Below are 12,115 nucleotides of genomic sequence, written 5' to 3'. Positions count from 1 at the left end.
AGGACCAAGCCCATGAAGATCGCCGATGTCACCCGCAATGCTTTCGCCATGCCGTTGACCAGCCCGGCCTATCCCAAAGGCCCCTACCGCTTTGTCAACCGCGAGTTCTTCATCATCACCTACCGCACCGATATTGAAGCCCTGCGCGCGGTGGTGCCAGAACCGCTGCAAGTTACCGATCCGATTGTGAAATATGAATTCATCCGAATGCCCGACAGCACCGGATTTGGTGATTATACCGAAACCGGGCAGGTCATTCCGGTCGAGTTTCAGGGTCGAAAAGGCAGCTACTGCCATGCGATGTTTCTGAACGACGAAAGCCCGATTGCCGGCGGGCGTGAGATTTGGGGCTTTCCGAAGAAATTCGCCGAACCCCGTCTGCGGGTGGAAAAGGATACGCTGGTCGGAACGCTCGATGTCGGCTCGGTGCAAGTGGCTTCGGCGACCATGGGCTACAAACATCGCGCCATCGACCCCGCAAAGGTTCTGGAATCGCTCAAGGCCCCGACCTACCTGCTGAAGATCATTCCGCATGTCGATTGCAGCCCGCGTATCTGCGAGTTGGTGGAATACAATCTGGAAGACATCACCGTCAAAGGTGCCTGGGAAGGTCCGGCTGGTCTTGAGCTGCACGATCATGCGCTTGCCCCGCTGATCCAACTGCCGGTGCGCGAGGTGATCTCGGCCACCCATATCCTTACCGACCTTACCCTTGGTCTGGGCCGCGTGGTGCATGATTACCTCGCTCCCGCCAAATAACTGCATAACCATAGGAGACCTAACATGTCCTTCCCCATGACCCTTAAGGGAAAAGTCTGCATCATCACCGGCTCGGCCAGCGGTATCGGCAAAGCCATCGCCGAGCGCTATATCGCCGATGGTGCAAAAGTGGTGATCGCCGATCTGCGGCTGGATGCCGCCCAAGCCACCGCAGCGGAATTGACCGCCAAAGGCCCCGGCGAGGCCATCGGCGTCGAGATGAACGTCACCGATGAAGCCGCCGTCAATGCCGGTGTGCAGGCGGTGATCGACCATTGGGGCCAGATCGACGTGCTGGTGTCGAATGCGGGCATTCAGATCGTGCACAAACTGGAAGAATTCCCCTATGACGATTGGAAAAAGCTGCTGTCGATCCATCTTGACGGTGCCTTCCTGACCTCGAAGGCCTGCCTGCCGCATATGTATAAGGCTGGCTCAGGCTCGATCATCTTCATGGGCTCGGTCCATTCGAAAGAGGCCTCACCGTTGAAATCTGCCTATGTCACCGCCAAACACGGGTTGTTGGGGCTGAACAAGGTGATCGCGAAAGAGGGGGCCGAGCATGGCGTGCGCTCGAACGTGATCTGCCCCGGCTTTGTGAAAACGCCGCTGGTCGAAAAGCAGATCCCCGAACAGGCCAAGACGCTGGGCATCTCTGAAGAGGATGTCGTCAACAAAATCATGCTGGGCGGCACTGTGGATAAAGAATTCACCACCGTCGAAGATGTCGCCGAAGTCGCGCATATGTTTGCAGCATTCCCGACCAATGCGCTGACAGGTCAGTCTTTGGTCGTCAGCCATGGTTGGTTCATGGAGTGATACGTCGTGCCGGACCTGGGCCGTTATGGTTTGGGTCCGGCATGCTTCCTCCAATATCCGACAAGCAGACCGATCAGTGCTAGCGCCATCAACGCAGAGGCCAGCAGCCCGATGTGCCGTCCGATGAAAGGCAGCACATCGGCTGAATGGCCAAATTGATAGGCGAGTGTCGTCCAGAACCCCACCCACAGCGCTGCGCCAACCATGTTTGACAGCGCAAACGCGGCCCAATGCATGCCCGCCGTGCCCGCCACCAAGCCATTCATCTGCCGCAGCAGCACAACAAACCGCGCAGCGATGACCATCAGCGGCCCGAACCGAGCGAAGATCGCTTCGACACGCGCATAGCGGCTTTCCGTCACGCCAAAACGCGCGCCATATTGTGTGACCACCGTCCGCCCGTATTTCCGCCCGATGACATAAGCGATGTTGTCGCCCAGCACCGCGCCGCACCATGCCGAGATGGCCACCACCCAGATGCTGATCTTGCCCGATCCCGCCAGCGTCGCCGACAGGATCAGGGCGCTTTCGCCCGGAAATGGCAGCCCCAATGTCTCAAGCGTCAGCGAGACAAAAAGCACGATGCCACCATAGTGATGGATCAGCGCGGATATGTGTATATCAATCCAGTTCATTGCCACACAGGTTCAGGTTCCGCCGATACATCATTAAACTTTGGGATTGGCATGACGGTTCTGCACAAGGTTCCACAAAATTTCGGCACTCTGTGCTGCACCATCTGTGCTGATCTGCAAGGCTTGCGCGGGCAGGGGGCGGTCGATCTCGCGTTGAATGGCGGCGGCCAGGGTTGTTCCATCAAGATTGCTCTCAGCGATGACACCCACACGACCGACGCTTTCAAGCCGCTCGGCCCTGTCGCTTTGTTCGGTTTCGCCGTCTGCGGCATAGGGCACTAACAGAGCATGACAGCCGGCCATCAGGATATCCGCCACCGTGTTGTAACCCGCCTGCGAGACCGAAAGCCGCGCACAGGTCATTAGCCCCGCCAGATCCGGCCGAAATCGTTCAAGCTGAACATTGGCGGGCAAGTCCCGGGCCAGATTGTCATATTCATTCTGCGGCAGGTTTGGTCCGGTTATGACGCACCACCGTGGCAATTCGGGCAGCAAGCGCGCAGCAGCGACCGCCGCCGTCACCAGTTTTTGACCCGCCGCTCCACCCCCGGCAGAGACTATCACATCGAAGTTTTCCGGCGACCGCGGCGGTGCGGGCGGGCAGACCAGACCCGAATAGGCGATGCGATCCGCAATCTGATCAGCCAGAGCAAAGCTGTCATGCAGAGCGGCAAAGCCCGGATCGCCATGCACCAACACCAGATCAAAAGCGCGGCGGATCAAGGCTACGGTTTCTTCATCACGCCCCGGCTTGCTGCGCCTTTGCAGAATGTCACGCAGGGATGTGACAACAAGCGGGCGCGGCAGCGTTGCTTCAATGGCATCCAGCAGCGGCAACAATTCGAACCGCACCTGCCTGCGACCGAACGGAAACGCCTCGATCACCACGATATCGGGCTGGATGGTATGATAGGCGGCAAGCAACTGGGTCTTGCGCGCCTCCAGATAGGCGGCGTCTGCTGGGTCGCCGGTGGCCGTGACGAGGCCCGCAAACGCCCCGTCTGACACTGCAAGCGGCGGCAGGGCGATGTGCGGAATGTCGGGTCCGGGAAAGCCCGGAACCGGCAGCCCCCCCGTGACCAGCGTGACGCGCATACCGCGCGCAATCATCGCGCGGGCCACCCGACTTGCGCGCGCCAGATGGCCAATGCCCAGCAAATGTTGGACATAGAACAACACCGAGGGGGAAGCCGTGGTCATGGATTCAGACCCTCGATAGCGAAAAGATGAACAAGTTGATCAACGCTGCGATGATAGTCGAGCGTTGACCGCACCTGCGCCGCTGCCGCCTGCCCGAATTGTTGGCGCAGATCGGGTGAGGTGATTGCCGTTTTTAAAGCGGTGGCCAAGGTGTTGGCATCATCCGGCGGCACCAGCCAACCATTTTCGTCATTGCGGAACAGTTCTGGAATCCCCGAGATATTGGTTGATACACAGGCGAGGCCCTGGCTTGCCGCCTCGACCAGTACATTCGGTAAACCATCGCGATCACCATCGGCGGTGATCCGGCACGCCAGGGCAAACAAATCCGAGCTTCTGTATGCCGCCAGAACCTCTGCCTGATCGACCGAACCTTGCCAGCGGACGCGATCCGCAATGCCAAGGCTTTGCGCCAAAGCTTGCAGGCTGTCCCGCTCGGCTCCACCCCCCAGATGCGTGAAGCGCCAATGCAGATCAGCGGGCAGCAAGGCAAGCGCCCGCAAAAGCGTGTCATAGCCCTTTTTCGGCACGGCGCGCCCGACACTGACGATCTGCACAGGATCAGCAGGATCAGAGCCATCGCGGGCGAGGCGGGGATCGGTAAACGGCGGGAAGCGATCCAGATTCAAACCGTGGTAACTTAAATGCACCCGCGACGGATCAGCGGCCAGCGATTGCAGATGCTTGTGGCCCATCTCGGTGCAGGTCACGGCCCATTTGGCGCGGTCGAGTTTGCCCGAAAGCTCCCAATCCGGCGAGGTCCAGATATCTTTGGCATGGGCGGATACTGTCCACCCCGTTCGCATGATCCGCGCGGCATAGTCCGCAACCGAGGCTGGCGTGTGGATGAAATGTGCGTGCAACCAAACGCCATCCTCAGGCCATTCTGCCACCAGAACGGCGGCTTGGCCAAAGCGGCGCAGCCGGTTTCGACTTGGGTCGCGCCTGAGGTCTGAAAACCAACCACGCAAGGTTGTTGCAAAGCCGGGCTTGCGCCACGCGGCCCAGAATCCGCGCAGTACTCGGAACGGCTCTTTATGCAGATATTCCGGCAGATACAGCAGGTCTGCCATTATTTCCTCATGCACGGCATGGCGTTTCTTGTCGGTCGGATGGCGCAGTGAGACGATCACCAGATCCAGCCCTGCCAGTTCCAGCCCACGCAGTTCCTGCGCGATGAAGGTTTCGGAAAGACGGGGGTAGCCTTTGACCACCACCACCAGCCGTTGACGCGGCGCTGTCACTTGGCGATCCGAAGCGTGCCAGAATGCTCGGCGCGCGCCTGTAAATCCTCGCCCACCAGTCGCGCGATGTTGGTCAGCCCCTCAAGCTGCAGTCCCGGCACCGCATCGGATGGGTGCGGGCGTTTCGGCAGTGCGCGCAGGGCGGTTGCCATGCGCATTGGGTCAGCGGCTTCTTCGGGCAGCAGCATCTCGATCATGCCCAGTTCAGCGGCACGGGTCGCGCGGAGCAGCTGTTCCTCGCGTGGCATGGTGCGCGGCACGATCAGCGCGGGTTTGTCAAACGACAGGATTTCGCAATAGGTGTTATACCCGCCCATCGCAACCACACCGGCAGAGCCGGCAATCAGTTCTTCCATCCTAGTGTCGAATTCGATGACTTCCACCTGCGGAATGGCCTGACCCTTGCGCAAAAACTCGGTGCGTTGATCGGCTGGCATATAAGGGCCAAGCACAACCAGCGCCTTCTGGGTCAGCGACGGGTCATGAAGATAGGCGTTCAGCACATTGTCGATCAGATCGGCGCCATCGCCGCCTCCGCCGGTGGTGACCAGAAGATAATCACTGTCACGCCGTTGATCCGACAGCTTTTCCTGCGCTGATCTGCGTTGCAGAAAACCGACGAATTCCATCCTGTCACGCACCGATTGCGGCACCTCAAGCCCGGTCAGCGGGTCGTAAAAATCGGGCGGTCCGTAAACCCAAATGTGGTCATAGGTGCGGTCGATCTTGCCCATCACATCGTTGCGCTTCCATTCCGCATCCAGAAGGCGCGGCGCGTCCATGACTTCGCGCAATCCCAGAATAAGCGTAGTGCCTTTGGATTTCAGGAAAGCCAGCGTTTCTTCAATTTCACCGCGCAGACCCATTGGCTCCTTGTCGACGATGAAGATGTCCGGCGCAAAACTTTCCGCCGTATGGCGAATGATCGAGCGGCGCATCTGAATGGTGTCGCGCACGTCGATATGTTCAGACAGCGATGAATATTCGCCATTGCGCAGCTTGATCACGCTGGGAATCTTCACGAAATCGACACGGGCACGGTAGTCGAAAGCGCCTGCGATCTGCGAGCCCGACATGATCAGCACCATCAGGCCGCTGTATTCCTGCACCAATGCATGCGCAATCGTGCGGCAGCGGCGCAGATGCCCAAGCCCGAACGTGTCGTGGCTGTACATCAGAATCCGCGCGTTTTCCAACGGGTGCTTCATCTACATTACCTCGGTTGCGGGCGGTTCATGGAAAGGGGTGGTCATTTGTAAGGGTCGGCGGCATCGCGTAGCCCGTCGCCAAGGAAATTGAAAGCAAGGATCACCAAGATAACCGGAACAACTGGCAGCATCAGCCAAGGATAAAGTGCGATGATGTTGACGCTGCGCGCTTCGGTCAAAAGGATGCCCCAGCTTGAGATTGGCGCGCGCAGCCCGATGCCCAGAAAGCTGAGCGCGGTTTCGCCCAAGATCATCCCCGGAATCGTCAGCGTGGCCGAAGCGATCAGATGCGACATGAAGCCGGGGATCATGTGGCGGCCAATGATGCGTGCGGAACCCGCGCCCATCAGGCGGGCGGCCAGCACGTAATCTTCTTCGCGCAGCGCCAGCAGCTTGGATCGCACCCCACGTGCAAGGCCTGTCCAATCCAGCAGACCAAGGATCACCGTGATGCCGATGTAAACCAGGATCGGGCTCCACGTCACCGGGATGATCGCGGCCAGCGCCATCCACAGCGGGATCGACGGGATGGATTGCAACACCTCGATCACCCGCTGGGTCAGCGCATCGAACCAACCGCCGTGATAGCCCGCAAGCCCACCGATCACGATGCCAAGGATAAAGCTCATCGTGACGCCAAATATGCCGATGGTCAGCGATATGCGTGCGCCATAGATGATGCGCGACAGCACGTCGCGGCCCAGACGATCGGTGCCGAGCAGGAAGAACTGCCCGCCCTTTGCCGGGCAGACAAGGTGCGTGTTTCCGGGGATCAGCCCCCAGAACTGATAGTCGTCGCCTGCGCAGAAGAACCGCAGGCGTTGCACATCATTCGGGTCATCGGTGTAGATGCGTTGCAACGTGTCCATATCAAGCACCTGCGTGCGGCCATAGACAAACGGCCCAACAAATTTACCGTCGTGAAACAGATGAACGGCTTGCGGCGGGGCATAGATGAAATCGGTGTTGCGGGCTTGCTGATTATAGGGGGCCAGAAACTCGCAGATCAAAATCGAGCTATACATCAGGATCAGGAAAATCCCGCAATAAAGCGCCATCTTGTGCTTGCGAAACTTCCACCACATCAGTTGCAGTTGCGAGGCTTCGGCGAACTTGCCCTTGGCCGAGGCGGCGTTTTCCGCCTCATACGGATCAAAGGGCGCGTCCGAGACATAGTGCTGCATCGGCGCACCGGGTGGTGGCAATGAATTGGTTTGGTTTGACAGATCGCTCATTTGCTGCTGCCTTTCCCCAAGCGGATGCGCGGATCAAGGAAGGTCAGGGCGATATCCGAAATCAACACACCAATCACCGTCAGAAACGCCAGAAACATCAGAAACGATCCCGCCAGATACATATCCTGGCTTTGCAACGCGCGGATCAACATCGGCCCGGTGGTTTCCAGCGACAGCACGATGGCTGTCACCTCGGCCCCAGAGATCATCGCGGGCAGGATCGAGCCGATATCTGAGATGAAGAAGTTCAGTGCCATCCGAAGCGGGTATTTCAGCAGAACTTTTGTTGGATGAAGACCCTTTGCGCGGGCAGTGGTGACATATTGCTTGTGCAACTCATCCAGCAGATTGGCGCGCAGACGACGCACCATGCTGGCGGTGCCGGCTGTGCCGATGATCACCACTGGTATCCAGATATGCGACAGGATCGACGAAAACTTGGCCATGCTCATCGGCGCGTTCAGAAACTCGCGGTCCATCAGATTACCAATCGAGACGCCGAACCAGACATTGGCGAAATACATCATCACCAAGGCGAGCATGAAATTCGGCACGGCGATTCCCAAGAGGCCGAGAAAAGTCAGCCCGTAATCGCCCCAACTGTATTGATGCGTTGCCGAATATATGCCGATGGGAAAAGCAATTACCCAAGTGAACAGAATGGTGACTGTCGACAGCAATACCGTCAGCCAAAGCCTGTCGCCCACCACCTCGCTGACCGGCAGGCGGTATTCGAACGAATAGCCGAAATCGCCATGCAGCATCCCGCCCACCCACCACAAGTAACGCACCACCTGCGGCTGATCAAAGCCGTAGCGTTCGCGCAGCATGTCGATCTCGGCAAGGTCGGCGGACTCGCCCAAGGACCGCAACTCAGACACATAGCTTTCAAAGTAGTCGCCCGGCGGCAGTTCGATGATGAAAAACACCAGAACCGAGATCAGGAACAGCGTCGGGATCATCGCAAGGCAGCGCAGCAGGATATAGCGGATCATGGCCTACTCCCTTGCATAATAGAACGTGTCGGGCATGTAAGCGCCCAGAAAACTGGTGGGCGTAAAGCCATACAGCGCATCCTCCGGCACATTGCGCATCCGCGCCGCCCGCACGATGGGCTGCGGTGCCGAATTCACGGTGCCAATGGAAAATACCTGATCCGCCCACAGCGTTAACATCTGCGCCCAGATTTCAGCCCGCTCTGCTGTGGTTGTGGTATTCCGCCATTGCTTTAGCAGCGCAATCAATTGTTTGGCGGCTGGCAGATCGGGGGCCTCGCCTGCCGTTTCTGCCGACATATACCAACTGCCCCAAACCGGCCATTGCAACTGATCGCTATGTGTAGGCGCCAGTTGATCGGGAGCCATATCTGCGGTGGGCACGCCGTTGTCGATGCCAGCCCAGACCGACATCTGCACATCACCCCCCATGGCTCGGCTGCGGAATATGTCACGCTGGCTGGCGCGGATGTAGATGGCGATGCCGACATCGCGCATGTGATCAACGATCAGTTCCAGCACATCCACTTCCAGACTGCTTTCGCCTGCAGTTTCCACCACGATCCCCGCCTGCCTGCCATCCGGCAAGATGCGAATACCGCCGCCACCGCGCTCGGTCAGGCCCAGTTCGTCCAGCAGACGGTTGGCCAGATCGGGATCATGCTGCGCCCAGGCCTGCGCATATTCCGGGCGGTAAAGCTGGCTTTCGGGCAGCACCGTATCGGCACTTTCGCGCCCCAGGCCAAAGAAATTGACCTTGTTGATCTCATGCCGATTGATCGCCACCGACAAGGCCCGCCGCATCCGCACATCCTGAAACAGCTTGCGCCAAACCGGATCTTTGCAGTTCAGATTGGGGAACAGTGACACGCTGGAGCCTTGGGTGCGCCGCCATAGCGACACCTTCAGCGGATGCTGCTTTTCGGCCTGTTTCATCAGCGTGTAATCGGGAAAGCTGATCCCCCCCGCCTGCAAATCGCTTTCCCCGGTCGCCGTCTTAGCCGGGATGATATCTGCCGAAGCCACATCCAGCACGATGCGGTCGAAATACGGCAGTTGCTGGCCAATTTGATCAACGCGGTGGAAATAGGCGTTGCGCTCGAACACGAACTGCTCGGCAGGTGGTGCGGTGCGCGGGCGCCATGCCTCTAACGTCGGCAGGCTGGGATTTTCCGGGCGGATCGAGCGGCCCATCTTGGCATGTAGCCCCTGCCAGTCATCGACGCGGTTCTGTTTGATCAACTCGGCCAGCTTTTCCGGCGTCTGATACTTGGCGTGGAACTGCTTCATGTAAAGCTGCGGCACGAACAGGATCAAAGGCAGCGGGGCCGCCAGTTTGGGCAGGAAATCTGGCATTGGGCTGGCAAAGGTATAGCGCACTGTCACAGGGTCGATCACGCTGAACTCGACAACCTTGCCATCCGCGATCAGATCAACTGGTGGGCCGCCGCGATACAGATCGGCGTTGTTCATCATATCGTCCCAGCAATAGCGGAAATCTTCCGCCGTGAACGGGGTGCCGTCTGACCAACGATGACCTTCACGCAGATGCAGCGTGTAGATGCGGTCCTCCACCGCCTCAAAGCTCTCGAGAATATCCGGCACAAGGTTCAGGTCGGCGTCATAGCCCACAAGCCGGGCATAGCTGTAGATCGGCAGCAAGCGCACATCGCGTTGCCCGCTGACCAGCATTCGCACGCTGCCGCCCAACCGCCCGGTGCTGCGCCCCATCGCAGGCAGGTCGATCACGCGCGGGTTGCGCGGCAGACGCTCGGGCAGGGGGGGCATATTGCCCATCTTCACGTCGATGGCGAAAAACGGCGATTCCGCCCAAGCGGTTGCGGGCAGGGCGACCGAGGCCAGTAAGGTCAAAGCGCTGCGACGGGTGATCATGCTTTCAACTCTCCGACATCCGCCGATTTGCGCGCCAGCACGAAATGCCCATCGCCCAGATCAAGCGGTGCCAGATCATCTGCATTGTCTGCCGATGCCCGAAACGCCTGCGCCCAGTTGGCGCTGGTCAGCGCGGTGTTGCCGTTGAAGGTGGCGAAATCCAGACGCCTGTCCAGATCAGGATAGGGCACAGCCGCCAGCAGTGCCTTGGTATAGGGATGCACCGGCGCGTTCATGATCGTCTCACGCGCGGCGATTTCCACAATCCTGCCCGCCCACATCACCGCCACCCGGTCGGCCATATAATCGACCACCGCCAGATTGTGCGAGATGAACAGATAGGTCAGACCCAGATCTTTCTGCAAATCCTTCAACAGGTTCAGAATCTGCGCCTGCACCGAAACATCCAGCGCCGACACTGGCTCGTCACACACGATGAGCCCCGGAGCCAGCGCCAGTGCCCGCGCGATTCCCACCCGCTGCCGCTGTCCGCCCGAAAAACTATGCGGATAGCGGTGGCGCGCCGATTGCCCCAATCCGATCGCGCCTAGCAAAGCCTCGACCGTCTCGCGCCGTTGCGCAGATGTGCCGCGCCGGTGAATATCCAGCGGCTCGGACAGGATATTGCCCACCGTCATGCGCGGCGATAGCGACGAGACCGGGTCTTGAAACACCATCTGAATCTGCGTCCGCAGCCGCTGCAAATCATCGCCCTTGGCGTTCAGCACATCGACGGGGCCAGAGCCATCGTCATAACTCACCGAACCCGCATCTGGCGTTACCGCCCGCATCAAGATCTTGCTGACCGTCGTTTTGCCACAGCCGCTTTCGCCAACCAGCCCCAGACATTCGCCGCGCTTGATGTCAAAACTGACCCCATCGACCGCGGGCGCAGGCTTGGCCGATTTGCGAATGTCCCAAGCCTGATCGCGGGTCTGATAGGTCTTGGACAGATTGCGCACCGACAGCAAAACCTGCGGCGCGGCGGCCTGTGCCACAGGCTTCGCCGCCCCAATCGCCGAGATCAGCTTGTCGCGGTCAATCTGAATATCGCGGAGCGGACGTAGACGCTCGCCCTGTTTCATGCCGAAATGCGGGATCGCCGCCATCAAGCCTTTCAGGTAAGGATGCTGCGGACGCCGGAAAATATCCTCCACCGGGCCGGATTCCATGATGCGGCCCTGATAGAGCACCACCACCTCGTCGGTGACATTCGCCACCACGCCAAGATCATGGGTGATCAGCAGAATCGCCATGCCCAACCGTTGCTGCAAATCCCGCAGCAGCGTCAGAATCTGCGCCTGAATGGTCACATCCAGCGCCGTTGTCGGCTCATCCGCGATCAGCAATTGCGGGCTGCAAATCAGCGCCATCGCGATCATTGCGCGCTGCCGCATCCCGCCCGAAAGTTCGAACGGATACATGTCGAACACCCGGCCGGGCTTGGTAAATCCAACCAGCGACAGCATCTCCTCGGACCGCTCGCGCTGTTCTTTTGCCGAAACCGGTTCGTGAATCCGCAACGCTTCGGAAATCTGGTTGCCAATCGTATGCAGCGCGGAAAACGAGGTCATCGGCTCCTGAAAGATCATGCCGATCTTGGCGCCACGCACGCTGCGGATCAGGCGGCCGTCGCGCGGCAAGCCCAACAGTTCGCGCTGCCCGCCGGGTGCTGCGGCATCGGCCAGCAAGACCTTGCCACTGACGCGGGCGAAACTTGGCTGAAGGCCCATGATGGTCTGGCCCAGCACCGATTTGCCCGACCCAGACTCGCCGACCAAAGCGGTGATCTTGCCGGGCAAAACCCGCAAATCCACGCCTTTCAGCGCATCAACCTGACCCGTCGCCAAGGGAAACGAGACTTTCACGTCTTCTACCCGCAACAAATCGGTGCCTATGCCAAGTTCCTGTCTTGTCATCCGTTCTGACCTATTCCGTCCTTTGGCTTGGATCATGCGGGATCCATTGCTTGGCTGGGCCATTGCAAGCGGGAGTTCTCGCGAATTGCAATCAAAATGCAACGTTTCACGTTGAAAATGGTGCCGGTGCTTCCAAAGTTCTCTTTTCGCAACGTGTTAGCGATGGGTTACACACCTTTGTTGCGCAGAATACAGAGTGTTGTGCGCG

At 59.1% G+C, this 12,115-nt stretch carries 10 protein-coding genes; 2 read left to right on the top strand and 8 right to left on the bottom strand.

The window, feature by feature from the left end:
- The first annotated feature begins 12 nt into the window (after positions 1 to 12).
- Both ACFOGH_RS13345 and ACFOGH_RS13340 read left to right on the top strand, forming a co-directional pair.
- Positions 13 to 759 carry an acetoacetate decarboxylase gene (locus tag ACFOGH_RS13345; RefSeq protein ID WP_380073562.1) on the top strand — a complete coding sequence of 249 codons (747 nt, stop codon included), beginning with the start codon at positions 13 to 15 and terminating at the stop codon, positions 757 to 759.
- Between the two features lie 36 nt (positions 760 to 795).
- Complete coding sequence (locus tag ACFOGH_RS13340) at positions 796 to 1,578, top strand: 3-hydroxybutyrate dehydrogenase (RefSeq protein ID WP_380073561.1); 783 nt, start codon at positions 796 to 798, stop codon at positions 1,576 to 1,578.
- A gap of 23 nt (positions 1,579 to 1,601) precedes the next feature.
- On the opposite strand, the gene ACFOGH_RS13335 is transcribed toward ACFOGH_RS13340, so the two are convergent.
- The 8 genes from ACFOGH_RS13335 to ACFOGH_RS13300 are packed head-to-tail and all read right to left on the bottom strand — an operon-like array spanning position 1,602 to position 11,907.
- The gene (locus ACFOGH_RS13335; protein WP_380073560.1) at positions 1,602 to 2,213 is read right to left on the bottom strand and encodes a DedA family protein; all 612 of its coding nucleotides are present in this window, start codon (positions 2,211 to 2,213) and stop codon (positions 1,602 to 1,604) included.
- A 33-nt stretch (positions 2,214 to 2,246) separates the two neighbouring features.
- Positions 2,247 to 3,413: a glycosyltransferase family protein gene (locus ACFOGH_RS13330; RefSeq protein WP_380073559.1), complete on the bottom strand. Its 1,167-nt coding sequence runs from the start codon at positions 3,411 to 3,413 to the stop codon at positions 2,247 to 2,249.
- Positions 3,410 to 4,657, bottom strand: a complete 1,248-nt coding sequence (locus tag ACFOGH_RS13325) for a glycosyltransferase family 4 protein (RefSeq protein ID WP_380073558.1) — start codon at positions 4,655 to 4,657, stop codon at positions 3,410 to 3,412. Before ACFOGH_RS13325 ends, ACFOGH_RS13330 begins: the two co-directional genes overlap by 4 nt.
- Positions 4,654 to 5,865: a glycosyltransferase family protein gene (locus ACFOGH_RS13320; protein WP_380073557.1), complete on the bottom strand. Its 1,212-nt coding sequence runs from the start codon at positions 5,863 to 5,865 to the stop codon at positions 4,654 to 4,656. The genes ACFOGH_RS13325 and ACFOGH_RS13320 overlap by 4 nt, the downstream gene beginning before the upstream one ends.
- A gap of 41 nt (positions 5,866 to 5,906) precedes the next feature.
- Positions 5,907 to 7,100 carry an ABC transporter permease gene (locus tag ACFOGH_RS13315; RefSeq protein WP_380073556.1) on the bottom strand — a complete coding sequence of 398 codons (1,194 nt, stop codon included), beginning with the start codon at positions 7,098 to 7,100 and terminating at the stop codon, positions 5,907 to 5,909.
- Entirely contained in the window at positions 7,097 to 8,095 is a 999-nt protein-coding gene (locus ACFOGH_RS13310; RefSeq protein WP_380073555.1) for an ABC transporter permease, read from the bottom strand. The genes ACFOGH_RS13315 and ACFOGH_RS13310 overlap by 4 nt, the downstream gene beginning before the upstream one ends.
- Positions 8,096 to 8,098: 3 nt before the next feature.
- The gene (locus ACFOGH_RS13305) at positions 8,099 to 9,988 is read right to left on the bottom strand and encodes an ABC transporter substrate-binding protein (RefSeq protein WP_380073554.1); all 1,890 of its coding nucleotides are present in this window, start codon (positions 9,986 to 9,988) and stop codon (positions 8,099 to 8,101) included.
- The gene (locus ACFOGH_RS13300) at positions 9,985 to 11,907 is read right to left on the bottom strand and encodes a dipeptide ABC transporter ATP-binding protein (protein ID WP_380073553.1); all 1,923 of its coding nucleotides are present in this window, start codon (positions 11,905 to 11,907) and stop codon (positions 9,985 to 9,987) included. Before ACFOGH_RS13300 ends, ACFOGH_RS13305 begins: the two co-directional genes overlap by 4 nt.
- Between the last annotated feature and the right edge of the window lie 208 nt (positions 11,908 to 12,115).

The organism is Cypionkella sinensis, assembly GCF_042646385.1.
GTDB lineage: Bacteria > Pseudomonadota > Alphaproteobacteria > Rhodobacterales > Rhodobacteraceae > Cypionkella > Cypionkella sinensis.
The sequence above is the reverse complement of the archived record's forward strand: the minus strand, read 5'-3'. Positions and strand labels throughout refer to the sequence as shown.

What these genes read in the sequence shown, in the direction of transcription:
- ACFOGH_RS13330 (WP_380073559.1), bottom strand. Translation starts at nt 3,413, where the DNA reads ATGACCACGGCTTCCCCCTCGGTGTTGTTCTATGTCCAACATTTGCTG.
- ACFOGH_RS13335 (WP_380073560.1), bottom strand. Translation starts at nt 2,213, where the DNA reads ATGAACTGGATTGATATACACATATCCGCGCTGATCCATCACTATGGT.
- ACFOGH_RS13320 (WP_380073557.1), bottom strand. Translation starts at nt 5,865, where the DNA reads ATGAAGCACCCGTTGGAAAACGCGCGGATTCTGATGTACAGCCACGAC.
- ACFOGH_RS13310 (WP_380073555.1), bottom strand. Translation starts at nt 8,095, where the DNA reads ATGATCCGCTATATCCTGCTGCGCTGCCTTGCGATGATCCCGACGCTG.
- ACFOGH_RS13300 (WP_380073553.1), bottom strand. Translation starts at nt 11,907, where the DNA reads ATGACAAGACAGGAACTTGGCATAGGCACCGATTTGTTGCGGGTAGAA.
- ACFOGH_RS13345 (WP_380073562.1), top strand. Translation starts at nt 13, where the DNA reads ATGAAGATCGCCGATGTCACCCGCAATGCTTTCGCCATGCCGTTGACC.
- ACFOGH_RS13305 (WP_380073554.1), bottom strand. Translation starts at nt 9,988, where the DNA reads ATGATCACCCGTCGCAGCGCTTTGACCTTACTGGCCTCGGTCGCCCTG.
- ACFOGH_RS13340 (WP_380073561.1), top strand. Translation starts at nt 796, where the DNA reads ATGACCCTTAAGGGAAAAGTCTGCATCATCACCGGCTCGGCCAGCGGT.
- ACFOGH_RS13315 (WP_380073556.1), bottom strand. Translation starts at nt 7,100, where the DNA reads ATGAGCGATCTGTCAAACCAAACCAATTCATTGCCACCACCCGGTGCG.